Here is a 20,955-nt window from a genome sequence, read left to right as displayed (position 1 = left end):
TTGATGCTCCGCACCGCACCGGTGCGCCCGCCGCCAGCGGCCCCTTGTCCGGGTGGCGACCGGACGCGCGCGACCCCCTTGTCCGGCTCCGCTACACCCCCTTGTCCAGCTCTGCTACCGCGACGTTTCCCGTTGACATCGCCGGTTTCGGCTTGCGATCAGGTCGCGGTCAAGGGGGTGTGTGATAGAGGAGCCCGCCCGGCCGTGGCGCGCGCCCGGTGCGGTGCGGCGAAGCCGGGAGACCGCACCGCAGTGGCGCCCGGCGGTGCGGTGCGTTGGCGCGGTGGAGCGCACCACGGTGGTGCGGTGGTGCGGCGCGGTGGTGCGCGCCGCACCGCACCACTGCCGTCCCGGAGGTGCGGCTACGCGGTGGTGCGGTGCGCCGGGTGCGCCTCCATCGCCTGCTTCATCCCCGCGGCCTCCAACTGGCGCAGGACGTCGGCGACGTCGCCGTGCTCCTCGGTGAGGATGTTTTCGGTGAAGCGGACGATGGTCTGGGCGATGCCCGGCGGGAAAGCCAGGCAGGCGCCGTCGCCGTGGCGCAGGACCTCCAGGAGCAGTCGCCCGAGCGCCGCTGCCAGGAAGGAGTGCGCACACGGCTCCCCGTCGCAGTCGTCCACTGCGGTGATCGGGATGACGATGCGTGCAGCGACGTCCAGGAGCAGCCGGCGCAGCTCCGGGCCCGTGTCGTTGGCGACCGCGCCGGCGGTGTCGATGTCCCCGGCTTGCAGCGCCCGGATGTAGGCGAAGGCGTCGGCGACGTCTTCCGGCTCCATCCGGGCGAGCGGCGCGGTGATGGTGTTCTCGGGCATGACAGCTCCTCAACGACGGGCCGCCCCGCTGATCGCGGCGACCTCGAAGCCACCCTCGAACCGCGACCCTGTGGACAGAGCCCGGCCGCCGGAGGGGGGAGAACTCTCCCCCCTCCGGGATGATCACGATGCAGTCACGGTGGAGGGGTCTTCCGAGGTCGGCGTCACACGAGAGCCGAAAACCGAACCTGTAGAAGGTGAATGGCGGGATAGGCCCGCCCCTCCCTTCAGGAGCACCCTGTGGCGAGCACCGCAGATGAGCCCGAGCAGCCCCTTGACCGGGGCGAGCAGCCCCCCTCCGTGGACCCCTCCATCACCCCCTCCGCGCCCCGTCGCCAAGAGTCGGGACTTTCCGCAGGTCAGCCCCGGCGGAAAGGAGGTCGCCGCAGGTCCGACAACCCTCATGTCCAAAGGCGTCCCACTCACAGGAAGAACTCGACAGGGCCCCGACGGAGGGAACTGCTGCAAGCGCTGGGAATCTTCCAGAGGGCTACGCCCGATCAGTTGTGGAAGCTGACCCGTCCGGCCAACCAGCACGACAAGCTCACGCGGGACAACCTCCTGGATCTGGAGGACCACCACCTGGTGAGGATCGAGTTGGTACGGGAGGACCAGCGGCAAGTGTGGGTGCTGACCAAGCGAGGACACGGCGAGGCGAAGAAGCTGCTGGAGCCGAAGGGCATACGGGTCTCGGCGCTGCGCGAGGAGAAGTACGACCCGGACACCGGGGAGCTGCTCGGCACCAGTTACGACGACCACGCCGCGGCGGTCACTACGACGGCCGCCGAACTCCACCGTGCCGGGATCGGTCACCGGCTCGGCTTCCAGACCGAGATCGGGCACCGGCTCGGCAACGGGTACGTGCAGCGGGCGGACCTGGTGGTGCGGGCGCCGGAGGCCGGGGTGCCGGTGATGCTGCTGGAGATCGACCGCCGCAGCGAGGACGCCCACGACCTGGTGCACAAGCTGCGCCGGTACTGGCAGTGGGGCCGGCTGCTGGCGCCGGACGCGGACAAGCACACCGTGGACCTGGCCCGCTCCCGGCCGGACGCGATCGAGCACATCGACCACGAGCAGCGGCTGTGGCGCCGCATGTACCCGCCGACCGGCCGGGAGGGCCTGGTGCCGGTGGCGTTCGTGTTCGCGGACACCACGGACACGAAGGTCGCCAACACGGTCGCCGTGCTGGAGGAAGCCGGCCGCCGCTACTGGGCGCCGCGCCGGTACGACACCCTCTACCCGAAGGCGGTCACGGCACGGGACTACCGCCAGGCGGTCCCCGTCGTCGTCACCACCCTGGAGCAGCTCCAGGAGCATGGCGCGGATGCAGCGGTGTGGCGGCGGCTGGGACGGACCGGGGAGCAGACGCTGACGGCCGCGCTCGACAACCCCGACGGCCACGCCCTCTACCGCGACCAGGAGGCCCGCGCCGACGCGGAGGACAAGCAGCGCCGCGCCGCGCAGCGGGAGGCGGAGCGCCCGGTGTGCACGTGGTGCGGGCGCAAGTTCACCGACGAGCGCTGGGAGGAGATCACCGTGCACCGGACCGCCGTACGGGCCGGGGACAAGTCCGTGTGCGGCCCATGCCACGCTGACGACGTCGCCCGCGAGGAGGCCGCCGCTGAAGCGGGCCGCCTCGAGGCCGCCGCGCCGCCGGAGCCGGAGGAGGACCCCGAGTCAGGCCGGGGCCGCGGCTGGTTCCGCCGGCGACCCTGACCCGGTACACCACGGGCCCAGGGGATCAGCGTTCTCCGGGCCCGCGGTGACCCCCCGGTGTCACACGCTCTGCGACCGCCACCGACGCCTCGGATCGGAGCGGGGGGAACGACGTTGCGAATCTGATGTACACCAGAACCATGAAGACCCAGGAAGCGTTCTGCGTGCGATGTGGCAGCGCAGACACCCGAGTTACCCGCCTCGACCAGACCAGCGCGGAAGGCACCTGCCTCCGCTGCGACAAGCCCTTCCACGCCACACCATGCCAGGGCTGCGGTGGATTTCGGATCGACGGCTCCTTCGGCGTCCCCGGCACGCGGTACGAGAAGCTCCCGGAGAACGTGAAGTGCTGGGACTGCGGTCACCGCAATCCGCTGCGCGACCCCGGCCCGGAGTAGGCCGCCGACAGGCACGCCCCCGTCCGGAGGGGCCCGCCCGGGACCCGGCTACGCCACGGCGGCGGCGATGGGTACATGTACCGGTATGGCGCGTGAGCGGGTGCGGTGGCCGTCCGTGGTGGACCGGGCGCGGGAGATCGTGAACGGGTACGCGCCGATGAAGGTCACGCTGCGCCAGGTCATGTACCGCCTGGCCTCCGAGGGAACGCTGCCGCACACGGCGCCGATGTACCGCCGTCTGTCCGCGCAGCTGGCCAAGGCCCGCCGGGAGGGCCGGTTCCCCGATCTGATCGACACCGTCCGGGAGGTCCACGTCCCGCCGGCCTGGACGGGCGCGGACGCGTTCCTCGCGGAGATGCCCGACTGGTTCCGCCTCGACCGCACCGAGGGCCAGGAGCACGCGCTGTACGTCGCGGCGGAGAAGGACACCTTGCGCCAGCAGCTGACCGGCTGGCTCGCCGATGCGGGTATCCCGGTCCTGGTGGTCCGCGGCTTCGGCTCGCAGTCGTACGCCGACGTCGTCCACGACCGCGTCACCGCCGACCCGCGCGCCGCCGTGCTCCTGGTGGTCGGTGACTTCGACTGCTCGGGCGAAGACATCGAGCGGGACTGGGTGGCGCGCACGGGCTGTTGGAGCCACACCGAGAGGGTGCTGCTGACCTACGAGCAGGTGCGCGCCTACGAGCTGCCCGCGACCGAGGGCAAGCGCGGCGATCCGAGGTGGCCGGCCTTCGCCCGCCGCTACGGCTTCGACCCCCGCCGCCCGGTGCAGTGGGAGGTGGAGGCGCTGGAGCCGGCCGAACTCCGGCGCCTGGTCCTCGCCGCCGTCGACCCGTACATCGACCGCGACGCCCTCGCCCGGCAGATCGCCCGCGAGGAAGCACAACGCCGCGCCCTGGCCGCCTTTCTGGACGGCTGGGACGCGGCGGGCGGGGGAGCACCCTCGTAGTGCTGTACCGGCGCGGGGGCGCTCAGGCAGGTGCCGGCCTTCGGCATGTCCCGTACCCTCGCCGAGAGGAACGATCAGCGGGCCCGGCAACTGGCCGGCCCCGCCCAGACCGCCCAGACCGCACTGGCCCAGGACGACTCTCTGAGGCAGGCGAAGGCGTCGCTGATCGAGCAGGGCGACAAGGCGGAGAGGAAGCTGAACTGGCTGTTGCGCGGCCGTCTGGCCGACGCGATCCGCGACCGCGCCCTGCTGCCCATGTGGTTCGTGACCGTACTCGGTCCCGTGCCACCGGCGCACAAGACGCAGGAGTGGATGGACCTCGCCACCCAGGTCCTGGCCTACCGGGTCACTTACGGGATCACGGACCAGGCCGTCGCGCTCGGACCGGCGCCCGACGAGTACGTGCCGCGCCGCACCGAGTGGTACGGCGAACTCACCAAGGACCTGCGCCGCTGGTAGCCCGCGTGGGCCTGTGTTTCACCACCGCGTTGCAGCCCCACACGTACGAGACCCCGGGCATCTGCGGCCCGGGGTCTCTCTGTGCTCTGGGATGTCCGACCGGATCAACGACCCGCCGACGCGAGCGTCACGCCCACTCCACGCCCAGCTCCCGCAGGGCGGTCAGCTGGTCCTGGGCGAGCTTGTCCCGCCTCGATTTGGTGTTCGAGACCCACACACCCAGTTTCACAGTCACCGGCTCCGCCTCGCCGTCGACCGCGATCTCTTCGCTGTGACCCCTCGGCACCGGCCGGTCCGCGCCTTCCCGCTCCACCCACTGTGCGAGGGCCGCCAGGCCGCGCTGGAATGCCTGCTGCGCCTTGCCCTGGCCCTTCGTCGCACCCTTGGAGGCCGGTGCGGGAGACGGCGCCTCAGCGGGCGTGACGCCCAGCTGGGACAGCCGCTCCTGCTGCTCGGGCAGGAGCCGCGCCCAGATGGCTGGCTGGGCCTGCTGCTGGAGCCACTTGCCGATGTCGTCGCCGTCCATCAGCACGCCGGGTGCGATGTCGGGCAGCTGGCCGTCGGCGTCGACCAGGTCCGCCAGGACGCGGTAGTGGCGCTGCCAGTCCAGCGGCCACGGGCAGTCCCAGTCCTGGTCGATCTCCGTCAGCTGCGCCGCGCGCACGGCGGCCCGCTCCGGGTCCTTGCCCAGGCCGTTCTTCGCTCCCTTGCGCCGGAGGTTGGCCATGTGCTGCCCGACGGGCACCATCGCCTCGCCCTCGCCCCATAACGCTCGGAGGGGGGTTTGTTGGTGTGCTGGGTGCTTGCTGGCCTGGGGTGTTGTGGGTTCGTTGAGAGGCCGGGTGTGTGGTTTGGGTGGGGTGGGCGGGGTGTGTGAGCTGGGCTTATGTGTTCTGCGCGGAGTGTGGCTGGATGGGTTTTAAGTAGTTCTAGCGCGTAAAGGCCCGGTTGGGGTTTTTGCTGGTCAGGGCTGTTTTGCCTGTTCGGCGGGGTTAGCGGTTGCGGGTGGGGCGGTTGTGTTGTTCGGCGAGGTGGTCGAGTTGTACCGCGTCGAGGGTTGTTTTGGTGATGCGTTCGGTGCCGTCGTGGATGGCGGTGATGGCTGCTTGGCGGATGAGGCGGGTGAGGGATCCGATGCGGCCGGCGGTGCGCTGGTGGAGGTAGGGGGCGTGCCGGGGGAGGGTGCCGGGTTTGTGGTGGTGGAGGTCAAGGGCGTTCTCGATGTCGGTGATGACCTCGCGGAACGGTTCGCGTTTGCCGTGTCGGGCGGGGAGGGGACCGCAGTCGACGAGCGTGGCGCGGCCGGCGAGTTGGGCGCCGCGGGTGCCGGTGAACAGGGGTGTGTCGGTGACGTTGATGCCGGCGTAGACGAAGGTGGCGGGCAGGCGTTCGGTGAGGTCTTTGAGGAGGTCGGCGGTTTGGGCGCCGGTGGTGGTGCGGGGGTTGAGGCGGTGGATTTCGTCGATGAGGACGAGTTGGACGCCGGTGGCGGTGTAGGTGTGGCAGACGGCGTCGGTGATCTGGGTCTGGGTCATGCGGGTGGTTACGGGGATGCCGAGGTAGCGGGCGAACTCGGTGATGAGGGTTTTCGCGGTGGCGCCGGGCGGGACCAGGACGTAGGCGACGGGTGCTGCGGCGTGGGCTGACCCGGGCGGGGGCGGGCTTTTGCGGATGTGGGCGAGGTGGCAGGCGCGGCCGACGTTCAGCAGGGCGGTGGTTTTCCCGGCGGCGGCGGGTCCGGTGACGATGAGGGAGGGCCGTGCGGTGGTCTGCTGGTGGCGGCCGAGGATCATCAGGGTGCGGACCTGGGTGGCGAGCTGGCTGATGGCGGGGGTGCGGATGGTGACGAAGGCGGAGTGGTAGGCGAGGCGTTCGTCGGTGCTGCGGGGCGGGTCGCCGGGCTGGGGCGGGGAGACGGGGTCGGTGGTGGCGAAGTGCTGCCAGCCCTGCCAGGTGGTCAGGGGCCAGGACGGCTCGACCGTACCGTCGCTGTCTGCGTCGGCGGGTGCACTGCGCGGTGGGTGTGCTGCTGGGCGGGGGCGGGTGTTCACCATTTGCCGGCTTCCTCGTGTGCGTCGTAGAGCCCGAATCCGGTGGCCGCGGCGGGGCGGGTGTCGTCGTCGGGGAGGTCGTCGAGGTCGTCGATGCTGTCGTCCTTGTCGTGCTGCGCCGGCTCGCCGGGGGTGGGGCCGGTGCCGTGGTGCGGATGCCGGGCGGCGGGGACCGGCGTTGTGGTGGCGCGGGCGAGGAGTGCTCGCTCGGTGGTGGTGGCGTGGCCGCTGTGGACGCGGCGCATGAGCTGGTCGAGGGCGTCGGCCAGGCCGGCCTCATGCTGCTGGCTGTCGTCGTGGTTGTTGTGGTGGGCGTGGGTGCGGATGTGCTGCCAGGTGTGGTCGTTGAACGGCTGGTGGACGTGGTCGCGGTGGATCCAGGGGATCTCGGTGAGTTCGCCGTCGGGCAGGCGGATCCAGATCTGGCGGACGTCGTGGGGGTTGTAGTGGATTTCCCATTTCCCGCCCCGGCCGGCGACGGGGGAGGCCTGGCCGCGGTACGGGGCGAGGAGATCGTGGTCGTAGGTGCGGTGGTGGATGGTGATGCCGGCGGGGGTGATGGCCTGCCAGCGCACGGGCAGCAGTTCGAGATAGTCGCGGCCGGTGAGCGGGACGGGCACGTACCCGGCGACGGCGACCAGCGCGGCCCACATCTGGTTCGGGGTGAGGGCCTTCTTCGGCATCATCGGGTGGCGCAGGCCTTCGTGGGGCCGGTGGTGGTAGTGCACCAGCCACTCATCAAGCAGGTCCTGGAGCTGGGGGACGCTGTAGCAGGCGTCTTTCTCGGTGTCGGGGCCGCGGCGGGTGACGTCGGAGCCGGTGTAGCCGGGCAGGTGCTGGCAGAACAGGTGGTTGAGGGTGCCGAAGGTCCGCTCGACGATGCCTTTGGCGGTAGGGGCGCGGGGCGGGGCAGGCTGGACGCTGATGCCGAGGTGTTCGCAGGCGGCGGTGAACGCGGCGGAGACGAAGACTTTGCCGCGGTCGACGACGATCGTCTCGGGCAGGACGACCGGCCGGGCCGCAGCCCCGGCCAGGCGCTCGTCCAGCGCGGCCAGCCGCTGGTGGGGGAGTGCGGGGGCGTGGTCCATGCGCAGGATGTCCGGCCAAGTGGGGCGTGCGGGGTGCGGGACGGCCATCTCCGCCAGCAGCAGCGCCGCGTCCACGGCCTTGGTCGCACTCGGGCACAGCACGGCGGCGAGGATGGCGCGGGTGGCGACGTCGACGGCGATGGTGAGTTCGGGCCGGGCCAGGCGCCCGTCGTCGAAGAGGGCGAGGACGTCCAGGCGGGTGGTGTCGATCTGGACCTGTTCGCCGGGCCGCAGCGCCGTGGCGGGGGTGAAGGCCCGCCCGTCGACGCTCGCCGGTACTTGCCGGACGGGTCCGGAGGGCAGTTCGCCGGGCCGGGCGAGGTTGGTGACGAGCCGGTACAGCGTGGCCTGGGACGGCGCGGGCACCGTCCCGGGACCGTGCCGGTCCTCCAGAATCTGATTGATGAGCGGGAAGAGGCCGTTGACGGTGCCGCGGGAGCGGCCGCGGCGGCGGCGCAGCGCTTCGCGGACGGCGGCGACGACCCGCTCGTCGGCCCGGCCGGTGGGGCTGGAGGCGCGGGTGGTGCGGTGGTCGAGCAGCCCCCACAGGCCTTGCTTGCGGTAGGCGAGCCGCATGCGCTGCACCGTGGTGCGCGAGACCCGGCCGAATCCGAGCGCGGTCAGCTCCTTAGCCTTGGCCTGCTCCCGCTGGGCCAGCGTGTACCGCTCGGGGTCGTACTGCTCGCGCACTGCTCCGTCGCTGCCGGGCCCGCCAGGCAGGCCGCATTCGACTTCCCTGACGTGTCGTTGCCACGCCAGCGCCTTCTCGCGCGCCGCGGCAGGGGCGGTCTCGAACAGCCCCCACTGCGGTGCCGCCTGAGGCGCATCGGCGCCGACGACGGTGAAGCCGGGGTCGGCGAACAGGTGCCCGGCGAGCACGGCCTGGCCGCCGCCGTCCGGGCCGACGAGGTGGATGTCCTGTCCTGACAGGGCGACCACTTGCCACTTCATGCCACGGAAGCGGATGTGAGCACCGACCTTCACGGCCGGCCGGGCATTGCGCCGCGCGGTCACCGGGCATCTCCCGTCTGGGGGCCGCTCCAGCTCCGCGGGCCGACGGGGACGCGTTCGTACAGCGGCGTGTCCAGGCCGGCCGTCAGCTGTCCGTGCCACAGGGCGTGAAAGACGGCGGGCAGGACCTCGATGGGGTCGCCGGCCGCGCTGGCGCCTTCGATCAGCGGCCGCGGCCGCGTGAACGCCTCCAAGACAGCGGGCATCAGGCCGGGCTGGCCGGCGTTGCGGGGGTGGCGGTAACCGGCCAGCCATTTCAGGTTGGCGGCCAGTACGTCGTCGAGCGGTGGGAGGCGCCGGTAGCTCCAGCCGATGTGCGCGCACGCTTCCGCGACGGCCTTGGCGGCGCCCCGGGCGCGTTCGCCGCCGGCGCCCGCGTGGCTGGGACAGTCGGCGAGCAGCGCGGTGCCGTCGGCACGACGGGCGAAAAGCTGCGGCACCCAGGAGCGCACCTGGCCGCGGGGATTACGCCACAGCAGCCGCACCGGCCGCCCTGCCAGCCCCGTCACGTCAGGGTCGCGGTCCAGGACCATCAGCTGGACACGCATCGCGTTGGACCCGGCGGCCACGTGCCGTCCGGTGGTCGCCGACCACCACATGCCCGGCCCCCAGCGCCGCCCCGGGACCACCGGGAACGCCGACACCGGCGGCAAGTTCTCGAACGCCACCGTCATGGCGGCATCCGCCCACCGCTGCTGCACCGCCTGCCCCACCGGGTCGAGGAACACCGCCTCGAACCCGCCCACCTGGGCCACGCCCGCCTGCCCTGCCCGGCTCCTGGGCCGGGCCGCTCCTGTGCTGGTCACCCGCGCCAGCCAAGCTGCTCCCGCCCGCCCGGACCACTGTTTTCAGTGTTCCTGCCACAAACGAGTGCCGTATCAGCTAACAGCCGACTTCTCCCTGCGCATCGCTCTCAGCGGTCGTCTTCCTGCCTGTCCGCGGTCAGCATTCTTCGGAGCACCTCGACGGGCAGGTCCACCCACCGGGCCACCTCCTCAAGCGGCACCCCGCCGTTCACCGCCGCCACCGCGGTCCGTTTCCAGGCGTTCTCGATCAGGCCGGCACTGTGACCGAGCCCGCGCAGCAGCCGCCGGGCGACCTCGGCGGTCGGGCCGGTCTGCACCCCGCGCAGCTGCAGCAACTGCTCCTCGGCGCTGTCGATAGCGCTGGTGATCAGCCTGCGCTGCTCGGCGGGCACCGCAGCCCGCCACATCGTCCCCGAACCGGGCGCCTTCTTCTCCTTGCCCAGCACCCTCAGCTGTCCGGCCATGGTTGCGGCCTGGTGTTCCTGGCGCAGCCACCACGGGTCGTTGTCGTACCCGGGCGGCCCGCCGGCGCCGCGGCGAAGGCGGATCACGCTGCCCATCCACGCGATGAGCGGCCCGCCGTGGTCCGTCGCGGCCAGCGGCCCCAGCCATCCCCGTCCCAGCCGCTCACCGAGCCTGCGGCAGAACATCCCCTCGGCGGGCAGCGCCCGCGGCCGCCCGGCACCGCTGTCCGTCCACACCAGCTCGGACATGGCCGGGTCCAGCAGTGCGTCGGCCACCGCCACCACCTCCGGGAAGACGACCGCGTCCCGCCCCACGATCCGCCACCGCTCCAGATCAACACCTGCATCCCCGCCCGCGACCTGGTGCAGGCGCTGCGGCCAGATCGTCTCCCGCTCCCACTGCAGGGCCTGCTCCCACCACCGGGCCACCACCGCCTGCGCCAGCGCGAACACGCGCTCCGGCTCCGCACCGGCCCGCACCGCCCGCCGCGCCACCGAGGCCCACCGCCGCTGCGCCGCCACCACCTCCGGCAGGCCACGCAGGTCGAGGTGCTCCAGCGGCTGGTTGGCGTCCGCGTCCAGCAGCCACCGCCCATGCCGAACACACGCCCGCTCCCACCGCGGCGCGTACCGCACCGCCCGGAGAGCCGTCCCCGTGCGCAGGGCCGTGCACAGCCGGCAGCCGAACGCCACCGGCCCGGCCACCGCGCCACAGATCCGCCACAGTCCCACCGGATCGCCATCCTCGGCGCGCAGCTTGGTGTCCCCCTCTTCCCAGGACGGCAACGCCCGTGCCAGCGCGTCTTCCTCGACGCCGCACATGTCTGCCAGGAGCTGGCGTCCGGCTGCGTTCAGCAGCACCTCGGCGTCGGCCCGTGCGCCTCCGCCCTCGTGCCCGGGCGGGTAGTTGCGCCACTTCCAGCATGCCCGCAGCACCTTCGCTTCCATCCCGTAGCGGCTGGCGATGCGGCAGATCAGGGACGATGTCGTCTCCCCAGCGACGGGGGCGACGCGAAAGAGGCCGGGGCGGGGATCGTTGCCGTGTGCGGTGCCCTGGTCATCCGCCACCTCGGCTTGCTCCTTACCGTTGTCGTGCTTGATCCCAGCTTGTCCGGGCTGTTGCCGTGGTGTCCGGGAAAGGATCGGGGAATGCCGTTGTGCTTCCGGCCCAGTCAAGATGGCGGCACTGGTGGGACCCGGAGCGCGTTGTTGCCGCTACAGCGTCAGACATCCTTCGTTGAGTGCCCCTCCCGTTCTGGCGGGGGCGCTGTGAGGATCGGGTACCCGCCGCTGTCTTGTGCGCATCGGCCGTGGGCTACTTGACGCCGGGCGACGATGCTGAGAGGCGGTGTTGGCAGATGGCCGGCTCCCGCGTCAGTGGTGTGGTCGCTGGTGGCGGCGGATGGACACGCACGCCGGCCACCGAGCCTCGACACAACAAGTCTTTTCGTCCGTCACCGAAGACTGCACTTGTTCAGGCTGTGGGGAGGGATCGCGGCCTGCGCCCGGAGCGGTCGGGGTAAGGCGAAAACATTTGAGGCTCCCCGCTTGCCGGCAGGGAGCCTCAGAGCCGCTGGTGTCCAGGTCAGTAGACAACGAGCTGGCGGTTCACCACGCGTTGGTGGCGACACCTATAGAACGATCGCAGACGTTGTTCGGCTAGGCAAACGGACACTTCAAAAACAATCGTGAACAGTTGCGCTGGTCGCAATGCCGTGACCTGCAGCGACTGGACCGTACATGTTGAGGATCATGACAGTTGTTCAGTTGTTGGGACTTGTTCACTGCACGCTGGTGACGACTGTGCCGTGTGTTCAGCGACTTTGTTCCGGCCGCGGAGTTGTTGATGAACGCGGTTGCATGCCGACTGCGGGAACTCTGGCCGCACCCCTTTGAGTTCTCCATCCCACAGGCACTGCACAGCCCCCAGCAGAGCCCGTCGAGGCCCCGTTCGGGTCGGCCCGCCGACAGCCCGCGTGCACGACGAAGTGAGCGCGGCAGCGAGCGAGCGCTGCGATATCCCCTGCGAGTGAGGAACGAGAAGGACCTGGCGTGAACGACGACGGCGTCGCAGCCCAATGCGCATGCAGCAAACGCCTGGAGTATCTCCGGGATGAGCTCCACAGCCTGGCCCAGCAAGCCGGACTCAACGCTGGTGAGCTCGCAGCACAGGTCAACAAGTCTTCCGCGACGGTGCGCCGCTGGCTGCGCGAGCCGGACCTGCGGTCGGCGGAGAAGATCGATCTGCTCGTGCAGGTGTGTCTGGACCGGCTGCACCGCGGCGGCCGGCAGAGCACCCCGCCGCACCTGGGTGAGGCGTCATGGTGGCGCGCACAGCTGCAGACCCTCCACATGAATATCCTCTTCGGCGCCTGCGCCGCAGAACCGCCCACCGCCGCTCCTATACATACGCGGCTGCTCGTCAAGGTCGTCACGCCGATCGTGCGCCAAGTCCCGGTCGTCACCAGCGTGATGGCGGTGATGCTGTTCACCTACGCCCTCGTCGCCGTCACGGTCGGCCCGGACGTCTCCGTCCGCCGACCGCCCACCAGCACGGTCGCGCCCTCCGAGTCCTCCGATCCGGACCCCGACGGCCGTCGGGATGCCTCGGATCAGGACGCCGACGGCCGCCGAACGCCGCCTGCTGCGGACCGGACCGGCCGCCTCCCGCTGGCCGGGAAGTCCCCCGAGCCCGCCTCTCCCAACCTCAGCGACAGCCTCCCCGCCTGTCGCTCCTTCTTCGCTGAGTACGACGACGGCGTCCTCGTTCTGGTGCTGTGTCCCAGCAAGGGAGTGGTCGTGCTCTGCTGGGCGGCCCTGCCGGATCGGCCTGTCCGGCGCCCGCAGGAAGAGGCCCCGGCTCTCGCAAGATGTGGGACCTGACCCAGGGACGCCCTCGCCGTCGAGAACGCGGCCCCGGGCGGCGGCGAGACGGCGGCGGAGCAGGCCGCCGGCGACCTGCCCGTCCCCCTGGGCCCCGGTGCTCGCCGCGCCGCCCGTGAGGACCGCAGCGTCCGTCGGGGGACGTACCGCCGAGCACGTGTCGACGCACGGCGCCCCGGAACCCGCCCGAGCGGGGACGGCGATCACTGGTACCGAAGTGGCGGGCTGCCTGCCCCGGCCAGCAGCGTGAAGCCAGCTGGGCCGCCCTCAGCTCCACAGCCGGCGTAGCAGCGCCCGCCGACACTGCGCAGCGCACGCCGCCCCTTGCATGGACGCGGTTCCCGCACCACGGCGACGCCCGTCTGTCCCTGCAGCAGCTCGGCACGCACCGCGCCCCGTCTCATCCCCGGCCAGTGTCGAACGCTGCGTCACCACCCGCTCAGGTCAACGCTGTTCGAGTCGACTCACTCATTCGCCGTACAGCGGCGTCCACGAGGTGACGATCAACTTCCGTCAGCCCAGAACAAGTTCGCGTATAAACGGTCGATCTGCACCCAACTGCCGTGGCGTACCAGGCCGTAAACCTCGAAGTCGGACAGCAAGTGGCCAACGTCCATGGTCGAGCCCCCGCACCGTGGTGCAGACTGATACGCGAGCCTTCGAACGTCGGGGGTGCCCTTTGCCGAGGGTGCCCTGTGTGACCGGTGATCGCTGGTGAAGTCCAGGTCGGTGAAGGGGCCTGCGCTCATGCGCAGGCCCCGGATCCTCAGCTCTGCCTACGCGCAGATACGTAGACAAGGAAGCACATGTTCAAGCGGATCTTCCGCCGTCGGCGCTCGGCGTCGGCCAACCCTCTGCGGCGCGCACTGCACGGCACGGCCGTGTCCCTGTCCAGCGCTGCCTTCGGTTACGGCACGACGTTCATCCCAGGAGTGGACGCGCCCGCCGCTGCAGGCCTCGGCCTCGGCGCCCTGCCCGTGTTGCTCGCGTTCTTTCCCGTGCCCCCGCGCGACGGCTCCGACACCGCCGTCGAACACCAGGAGCCCGGGAGCGACGCCGACGGCACCGATCCTGAGCAGCCCGCCGACGGTGACGACACGGCCCCATCGGCTCTCTCCTCCCACGCCGACGCTATCCAGGAAGCCGCGGACTCCGTCGGCTCCACGTGCGACGCCTCCTACGCCGCCGGTACGGCCGGTCTCAAGGACACGCCGCCCGCCGACTCGGCGCAGCGGCAGCCGGACGAGGGCGTCATGGTGTGGGAGCCCCGCTTCGAGATCAAGCCGCGCGTCACTGTCCATCCGGTCACTTTCGAGCAGGCCGTCCAGGCAGACGCCCCGACCCCGCCCGCTGACTCCGGCGAGCCGCGCGTCGAGCCCGGCAAGGCGAGCTGACGAGGGGGCCCTGTCGTGAACCCGGCACAGGGACGTCCGCTCAAGCCGCTGTCGGCCGAGACGGACCCCCGCATCGCCGCCGTGGCGGAGGCCCTCAGGGACCTCCGCCTTCGGGCGGGACTCTCACTGCGGCAGCTCGCCGTGAAGTGCAACTACTCTCCCGCGACCCTCTCCATCGCTGCATCGGGGAAGTCCTTGCCGCGCTGGGAAGTCGTCGAGGCGTACGTGCGGGGATGTACCAGCGACGAAGATGAGCAGATCCGCATCCGGAACCTGTGGAATCAGGCCCACGCAGTCCAAGAAGGTGCCCGCCGGGCACCGAACCCGGCCCCCAGCGAGGCGAACAACGGCCGAGACGGGGTCCGGCGCCCGGCCCACGAAGCCACGGCCCATGAGCCGGACAACCGGCGCGCCTGGCGCACGCGCAGGCCTGCGGGAAGCTCCTTCGCCGACGCCGTGACCCAGCCCGCCCGCGACCGCGGCCCGGCGCCCGATGCATCCGCCTCGCCCCGCAGCCCTGTGCCCCCAGCCCGACGCGCAGGCGTCCCGCAAGCGACCGTCCGCCTGCGCGACCCGGGCGACTCCCTCCCGAAGCTGGTCCACCAAGCACACCTGATCAGCAACAACTCCGCCTACACCGCCCTCGACCTATGCAGCACCCCCGAGCACTTCATCGAACTCCTGGAGCGTCTGCGCCACACCAACGGACTCTCCCTCCGGGAACTCAGCGACCGCTGCAAGCGCTACGGCTATCCCGTCTCCAAAAGCACCCTGCACGATCTACTCAAAGGCCAAGAACTCCCCAGCACCGAACTGCTCCACGCCTTCCTCCACTCCTGCGGATGCGACGCAGACGACTGGATGGCCTGGCACCAGACCCGAACCCGGCTCAAGATCGCCCAACTGCTCACCCGGACCAACCAGCCGCTGGGCCTGCTGCGCCGCGACCGTTTCACACGCACAGCCGCTCTGACCCTCCTCACGCTCATCCTCCTCATCGCTCAGGTGATAGTGACCCTGACGCTGACCAAGTGACACCTCGGCGGCGGCGAACTTCAGCGCAGAGAGGAGTCCGTCGCCGACGGAGGCATAAGAGGCACGGTCCCGCAAGCAGATCCAGGGTCTGCGGTCGGTGCCGGGGTTAGTAGTCGAGGTCGAGGTAGTCGATGTCGTTGAGGGTGACGTCGGAGAGTCCTGTGGCGCGGGCTCCGCCGTCCTGGAAGTAGACCTCTTTGAATCCTTCGGCGATGATCGCGCGCATCTGCTGGTCGCTGGCACCGGCGTCGCGGGCGTCGAACAGGCGCTGCGCATACGCCGGGGGGAGGTGGACGGTGAGGCGGCGGAAGCGTCCGTCGTCGGTGGTGCCGATCGGTGCGGTGTAGCCGAACCGGGCCCTCGTCTCCACCGTGATCCCGCCTGTCGTGGCGGCCTGGCGCTGTCGGCGTTTGCGGACCTGGGGCTGCCAGCGGGCCCGTACGGCTGCGTCGATCCGTTCGGCGATGGCCTGGGGCGGGTGTTTGCGTTCGCCCTTGCGGTAGCGCTCCACCGACCGCTGGCTGACGCCGAGCTCCTGAGCGACGGCGCGGGTCGTCTTGAGCTGCTTGATCAGGTAGCCGATCTGGCCCTTGAGGGTCTTGGGCGGCTGGCGGGTGAACGCTTCCCGGTCGGCCCGCTCGATGGCGTCCTCGATCTCTGCCATGGCTCAGCCCTTCTCGGCGGTGGGGTCCTGGCCGCCGGTGTCGGCCAGCGGGAACCGGGTCTTGTGCGTCGGGCCGGCGTCGGGCACTGGCCTACTCGCCTTCGTCGAGGACGGCGTCGCCGCCCTTGATGTGGCGGGCGGGGTTGTGGCCCTGTTCCATCAGGTCGACCGCCCAGAGCATGGACTGGACGCCCTCCAGCTTGGCCAGGCCCGGGGTGGGTCCGAGGCGGAACCCGCCCGGCTGCGGCTTGCCGGACGCGGCGTACGGGAGGAAGTCCAGCGGCGAGTCGCCTGGCGAGGGGTAGACGACGCAGTCGGAGAGCACGGCGAGCGGGTACAGGCCCGTCATCGTGGCCATGTTGCGCAGTTTGCGGTGCATGTTGATGCGGGCCTTGGAGATGACGGCGGCGCGGATGTCGGGCCGCCAGGTCGGGCGCTGAAGGGCCGGCCACCGCTCGCCCTCCTGGTACTTCCTGCCCTGCGGGCGCTCGCGCAGCTTGCCGATGCCGCCCTTGACGGTCGCCTTGATGGCGGCCAGGACGGCCGCCAGGGCGGGGTCGGCGTCCTTGTGCCGCTCCATCGCCGCGAGGAACTCAGCGTCGTCCAGATCCTTGGTGACGCCGAGGTCGGCGAGGGTGTCGACGTAGGCGTTCTTGAGCCGGTCGTGCCAGGGGTCCAGATAGGCGCCGGTCTCGCGCCGCAGGTACGCCTCGATCGGGTCAACGTTGTAGCCGAGCTCCTGGGCGTAGGCGACGGTGTGCGTCTGGTACCAGGCAGGTCCCGTCGGCCGGGTGCCGTCCGGCGTGAACGGCGAGGGCAGGCGCGGATCCACCTCGACGTGGGAGAGGTCGACCAGCCAGCTCCCGGGGATCTTCGGGTTGAACGTCGGGGTGTGAAAGTGGTCCGGGGCTGAGAGGCCGACGACCAGGCGGGCCGCGGCGGCGAGGAAGGCGGTGTTGAGGTCCAGGCCGACCGCGTACGGCAGCGTGCACTCCTCATCCGTCAGCAGGCTGACGTCGCGCACCCACTGGTACGCCTCCTCATTCAGGAACCCGCCCTTCCAGCCGGAGTCCACGACGACCGGGTGCTCCGGGGTGGCCTCCGGCGGCGCCGGATCCATCGGCTCCGTGCCCAGCGAGCCGGGGTTGTGGCCGGGCACCCAGTTCCCCGTCTCCGGGTCCTGCACCGCGCGGGTGGGCGGCCGCAGCGCCGTCATCAGCTCCAGCCCCGACACGGCCGTCGACCCGCGCGGCGTGATGACCCGCTGGGCGTACACCCCCAGGACGCGGGCGACGTCGGCCGGCTCCATCTCGGAGACGCCGGGCCAGGACCGCTCGTCGAGGGCGTCCCAGGACAGGATCGCCAACTGCACGCACTGCCGCTCGCGGCCCTGGGCCCTGCGGTAGATCCTTGCCCACGGGCCGAACCCGCGCTGGGTGAGCCGCCACTTCGCCTTCACCACCTGCTTGACCACTGGATGGTCCTCAGGCAGGCGCAGGGAGCGGCGCTGCTCGTGGCCTTCCAGGCGCTGCGGCAGCCCGAGCTTCACGGCGGCCTCGGCGGTGAGCACGATCAGCGGATCGCTGTCCTTGCCGTAGCGGTTGAGCTTCGGCGCGCCGAGGCCGGACTCGCGCAGCGTCCACTCCACCAGCTCCACCACAGTGGTCGCGGGGCAGTCGAGCACGATGCCGCCCGTGCCGTACGCGCAGCCGTCACCGTCCAGGACCGCGAGGGGCCCGTGCGGGAAGCGCGGGTCGGCTGCGGGCTGCGCCGCCTGCTTCGTGGCCTGACGTCGCGATGTCGCAGCGGGCCGGGGGGTGGCGGGGCGCGCCGGTGCCGCAGCCGGAACGGCGGGAGCCTGCGGGGCATCTGCTGTCTCCACCCCGGACGCACCCGGTTCGCGAGACGCCGCGGGTGCCGTTGCGGCAACCGAGGCTGGTGGAGCTGCGCCGGGGGCAGGGTACTTCGCCGCCCACCCGTTGAGCAGCCGCTGGTAGGCGTCCAGGCGCGGTGACTTCGGCTCGCTGCGGCCGTTCTCCCAGTTCTTCACCGACTGGGTCGTCGTCTTCAACGCGGTGGCGAGGCGGGCCTGCGTGATGCCGGCAGCCTCACGCAGCCGGGCACGCTCCGCCGGAGGCGGCAGGTGCGGCTCCTCGTTCAACAGAGCGTCGACGGATGCGAACAGCTCTTCCTCAGATGCCATATCCCCGCACCTTCACGTCAGGACTCGATACTTGCTTAACCGGAAACTTATCCCATTCCTTAACCTTCGCGTGCCCATTCCAATCCCAGTACGGCGAGTGCGGCGAGTTTGTCGGCGGTGAGCTTGGCGCGGCGGCTTTTCTGGTTCATGATCCACACTCCGAGCTTGACCTCCGTGCCGTCCTCCAGCCGCTCTACGTGGGCCCTGGGGACCGTCACAGAGCCCTCCCGGGCCTTGTACTGCGCCAGGGCCGCAACGCCCCGCTCGAATGCCCCCACGGGCGTCGTGGACGGCCTCGCGGGCGCCTCCGGCTCCGGGGCGAGTGGGGTGATGCCGAGCTGTTCCAGGCGTTCGCGCTGTCCGTCCGTCAGGGCCTGCCAGACTGCCGGTTTCTGCTGTCGGGCCAGCCACTTCCCGATGTCCATGCCGTGGACGGTGACGCCGGGCAGGACCTCTGCCTGGCCCTCTTCGTCGCGCACGAGCTCGCGCAGCGCGGCGTAGTGCCGCTGCCACTCCGCTGGCCACGACGGGTTCCAGTCCTCGTCCACGGCTTCCAGCGCCGTCTTCCACTCGGGGTGTCCGTCGAGGGCACCCGGCCGCCGCAGATTAGAAAGCCATTGCCCTACCGGCCGGTCCAGCATCGTCGCGGGCCGGGGCGCGCACAGCGTCCAGTGCTGCTCGTAGTACGCCTTGGCGGCTTCCAGGTTCTCCTGGAACCGCTCATCCGCCAGGCTCCAGACCATGCCGAGCTGCTCAAGTCGCCTCGCGCGCTGGCCGTTCATCTGCCCGGCTGCGTAGGCGCGTCGTTGTTCCGCGACCCATTGACCAAGCGGTGTCGCGCCCTCGCGGTGTCCGTAGGGCACCCTCGCGTTCCCGACCCGCTCGACGTACGTCTTCAGCTTCGCCCAGCCGCGGGCCCAGTCCTGGCGTTCGGTATCGATCACGTTGAAGGACACCCAGTCCGCGACCATCACCGGATCCCTAGGGGCGGCAAAACGGAGCAGCAACCGTGATTCTTCCTCGCCGTCTTCTGGCGCGACACCGATGTTCACGGAAGGCTGCGCCACATCCTTCTGCGGCTCCTGCGGAATCGCCAGCAATTCCACGGCCTCTTCATCGTGAGCGCGCAGCCCTTCCAATACCTTCACCAAAGGACGATACGATCCGGAAGTGAACATGTCCTCCGGCTGCTCGCCCGGCTGGAGAAATACCGGCACGATCAGAGAGGCGAGCTTGCCCTGTCCGGGTTTTTGCCGGAGTGCCCGGCCGATGGCCTGGACGATGTCGTGCGGCGCGCCCTTCGGGTCCAACAGGGCGACTGAATCCACGCTTCGAATATCGACGCCCTCGCCCAGGACCCGGCAGTTCGAGAGCACGGCCCGCTGCGCCGTGGACCCGAACGAACCCAGAACCTCTCGCCGGCGTTCGGGGACGTGCTCGCCGCACAGCCAGTCCGCCCAGATGCGCTTCGGGTAGGTCTCAGGCTGGTCGGCGTGCAGCTTGGCCGCGACGCGCTCCAGGCCCTCCGCGTACGCCTGTGCCTCGATGGTCCGGTGGTGGAAGGTGATGCACGTCGACAGGTCGTGCTGCGCCATCGTGTGCAGCAACGCGGCCTGGAGGGCTCCCAGGCGCTGCCCGCGGACCTCTTCGGTGTGCCGCTCCTCGCCCATCAGCCGCTCGGGCGTGACGACGGGGTCCTGGAGCTCCAGGACGATGATCTGGTACCGCGCCAACAGGCCCCGGGAGACGGCAGAGGCCAGCGAGAGCTTGTACAGGACGGGCCCGAAGACCGTCTCGTCATCCATGCTCGCCGCCATCTCCCTCGGCAGCGGGTCACGCACCCCCTCGGCAACCTCGCGGTTCAGCCGCTCCTCCCAGATCCGCGGCGTCGCCGTCAGGTACAGCCGCCGGTACGCCGGGATGACGGTCTGGTCATGGATGTCCGCCCACGCCTTACCCATCGACCCACTTGTCCTGTGGGCCTCATCAACTACCGCGAGGTCTACCGGGTCCAACTTCTGGCCGTAGACGCCCTCGAACGCCTCCGCCAGGACACCCAGAGACGCGTAGGTGGCGTAGATGGTCACGGGCCCGGAGTCATGCCACAGCGCCAACTGGATCGGGTTCGTCGTGGAGCGCACCTTCAACGACCACAGCTCCGGGTCATCCTGGAGCGAACACACCGCCACCGCCGGCCCCTTGTGCCCGGCCTCGTGCCACGCCCTCACCGTCTGCGCCAGCAGATCCAGCGTCGGCACCAGCACGAGCACACGCCCCCTGGGCACAAGCCGCCTCGCCGACGCGGCAGCCATGATGGTCTTTCCCGTCCCACACGCGGCGTGCACCTGCCCGCGAAGACCATTCCAGGGAATACCACCCGGCGGAATATCGAAACCGCGCACAATGGCTGCAACGGCCTCGATCTGGTGATCACGCAGCTTCACGGCCATGCCCCGTGTTCTCCTTTTCGCGGAATGCAGCGCGTAATAACAAATGGAATCCAGGCGCAAGGTGCGCGGCGGTAGGGGTGCAGCATCTGATCCCAGACTCTACACAGTCATGACTCGTGATGCATCACCCGCACACTAACTTTCGTGCCCGAGAGTGTCACATGACTCAATCCCACCCATGAACGGTCGGTTGTCCTGTATGCTGACAGGCCATCGGTGAACGTGTCGGGACAGGTAGACGGTGGGGGAGGGGTTCAGGGTGGAGCGCAGCGGAACCCGTCACTACAACGAGGCCGGCACCCCGTCAGGCCGACGGCCCGTCACATCCGTTCAGGGGTGGTAGCTAGGAATCCCAAGCACTACACAGACCCGCACGTGATGCACCCACCCCTTACTGCCAGCCCCAGGAATCCCGCTTGCGGGATTCCCTCAATTCGCGCTTGCGCGAATTGACACGCACTCAGAATTCCGCTTGCGGAATTCGATTCCCCCGCTTGCGGGGGAATCTGGCGGAGCGTCAGCGGAGCCGTTCTCTATGCAGCGCGCCAGCGCTGCATATCCCGCTCCGCGGG

General features: G+C 70.5%; 15 protein-coding genes and 1 pseudogene. 7 read left to right on the top strand and 9 right to left on the bottom strand.

The window, feature by feature from the left end:
- Positions 1 to 362 precede the first annotated feature (362 nt).
- Entirely contained in the window at positions 363 to 812 is a 450-nt protein-coding gene (locus tag G3I77_RS39480) for a hypothetical protein (protein ID WP_248512046.1), read from the bottom strand.
- A 504-nt stretch (positions 813 to 1,316) separates the two neighbouring features.
- Here G3I77_RS39480 and G3I77_RS39475 point away from each other — a divergent pair.
- The 4 genes from G3I77_RS39475 to G3I77_RS39460 all read left to right on the top strand — a co-directional run bounded on the left by G3I77_RS39475 (position 1,317) and on the right by G3I77_RS39460 (position 4,334).
- Positions 1,317 to 2,528 carry a hypothetical protein gene (locus tag G3I77_RS39475; RefSeq protein WP_248512045.1) on the top strand — a complete coding sequence of 404 codons (1,212 nt, stop codon included), beginning with the start codon at positions 1,317 to 1,319 and terminating at the stop codon, positions 2,526 to 2,528.
- A 140-nt stretch (positions 2,529 to 2,668) separates the two neighbouring features.
- On the top strand, positions 2,669 to 2,926 hold the full coding sequence (locus tag G3I77_RS39470) for a hypothetical protein (RefSeq protein WP_248512043.1): 258 nt from the start codon (positions 2,669 to 2,671) through the stop codon (positions 2,924 to 2,926).
- Between the two features lie 67 nt (positions 2,927 to 2,993).
- Positions 2,994 to 3,875, top strand: a complete 882-nt coding sequence (locus G3I77_RS39465; protein WP_248512042.1) for a hypothetical protein — start codon at positions 2,994 to 2,996, stop codon at positions 3,873 to 3,875.
- 45 nt (positions 3,876 to 3,920) lie between these two features.
- Entirely contained in the window at positions 3,921 to 4,334 is a 414-nt protein-coding gene (locus tag G3I77_RS39460; protein ID WP_248512040.1) for a hypothetical protein, read from the top strand.
- A gap of 127 nt (positions 4,335 to 4,461) precedes the next feature.
- Here G3I77_RS39460 and G3I77_RS39455 read toward each other — a convergent pair.
- The 5 genes and pseudogenes from G3I77_RS39455 to G3I77_RS39435 form a co-directional block, all read right to left on the bottom strand.
- Positions 4,462 to 5,106: pseudogene (locus tag G3I77_RS39455) on the bottom strand (helicase associated domain-containing protein); the annotation flags it as partial.
- Between the two features lie 220 nt (positions 5,107 to 5,326).
- Positions 5,327 to 6,295, bottom strand: a complete 969-nt coding sequence (locus tag G3I77_RS39450; RefSeq protein WP_248512064.1) for an ATP-binding protein — start codon at positions 6,293 to 6,295, stop codon at positions 5,327 to 5,329.
- Positions 6,296 to 6,381: 86 nt separating this feature from the next.
- Positions 6,382 to 8,424, bottom strand: coding sequence for a Mu transposase C-terminal domain-containing protein (locus G3I77_RS39445; RefSeq protein ID WP_248512038.1), 2,043 nt, complete (start codon positions 8,422 to 8,424; stop codon positions 6,382 to 6,384).
- 59 nt (positions 8,425 to 8,483) lie between these two features.
- Positions 8,484 to 9,290, bottom strand: a complete 807-nt coding sequence (locus tag G3I77_RS39440; RefSeq protein WP_374388589.1) for a TnsA-like heteromeric transposase endonuclease subunit — start codon at positions 9,288 to 9,290, stop codon at positions 8,484 to 8,486.
- Positions 9,291 to 9,397: 107 nt separating this feature from the next.
- Positions 9,398 to 10,822 carry a DNA-binding protein gene (locus G3I77_RS39435; protein WP_248512035.1) on the bottom strand — a complete coding sequence of 475 codons (1,425 nt, stop codon included), beginning with the start codon at positions 10,820 to 10,822 and terminating at the stop codon, positions 9,398 to 9,400.
- A gap of 984 nt (positions 10,823 to 11,806) precedes the next feature.
- On the opposite strand from G3I77_RS39435, the gene G3I77_RS39430 reads away from it, so the two are divergent.
- The 3 genes from G3I77_RS39430 (at position 11,807) to G3I77_RS39420 (ending at position 15,066) form a co-directional block, all read left to right on the top strand.
- A complete protein-coding gene (locus tag G3I77_RS39430; RefSeq protein ID WP_248512033.1) occupies positions 11,807 to 12,637 on the top strand; it encodes a hypothetical protein in 831 nt (276 codons plus the stop codon).
- An 806-nt stretch (positions 12,638 to 13,443) separates the two neighbouring features.
- The gene (locus tag G3I77_RS39425; protein WP_248512031.1) at positions 13,444 to 14,031 is read left to right on the top strand and encodes a hypothetical protein; all 588 of its coding nucleotides are present in this window, start codon (positions 13,444 to 13,446) and stop codon (positions 14,029 to 14,031) included.
- Positions 14,032 to 14,046: 15 nt separating this feature from the next.
- Positions 14,047 to 15,066 carry a helix-turn-helix transcriptional regulator gene (locus G3I77_RS39420; protein ID WP_248512030.1) on the top strand — a complete coding sequence of 340 codons (1,020 nt, stop codon included), beginning with the start codon at positions 14,047 to 14,049 and terminating at the stop codon, positions 15,064 to 15,066.
- 106 nt (positions 15,067 to 15,172) lie between these two features.
- On the opposite strand, the gene G3I77_RS39415 is transcribed toward G3I77_RS39420, so the two are convergent.
- The 3 genes from G3I77_RS39415 to G3I77_RS39405 all read right to left on the bottom strand — a co-directional run bounded on the left by G3I77_RS39415 (position 15,173) and on the right by G3I77_RS39405 (position 20,383).
- Positions 15,173 to 15,730: an XRE family transcriptional regulator gene (locus G3I77_RS39415; protein WP_248512028.1), complete on the bottom strand. Its 558-nt coding sequence runs from the start codon at positions 15,728 to 15,730 to the stop codon at positions 15,173 to 15,175.
- 91 nt (positions 15,731 to 15,821) lie between these two features.
- Entirely contained in the window at positions 15,822 to 17,933 is a 2,112-nt protein-coding gene (locus tag G3I77_RS39410) for a DNA-binding transcriptional regulator (protein WP_248512026.1), read from the bottom strand.
- A gap of 59 nt (positions 17,934 to 17,992) precedes the next feature.
- Positions 17,993 to 20,383: a DEAD/DEAH box helicase gene (locus G3I77_RS39405; RefSeq protein WP_248512024.1), complete on the bottom strand. Its 2,391-nt coding sequence runs from the start codon at positions 20,381 to 20,383 to the stop codon at positions 17,993 to 17,995.
- Positions 20,384 to 20,955 lie beyond the last annotated feature (572 nt).

Source organism: Streptomyces sp. D2-8 (assembly GCF_023184515.1).
In the GTDB taxonomy this organism is placed as follows: domain Bacteria; phylum Actinomycetota; class Actinomycetes; order Streptomycetales; family Streptomycetaceae; genus Streptomyces.
Note: the sequence above shows the minus strand (reverse complement) of the source record. Positions and strands in the feature narration are given on the sequence as shown.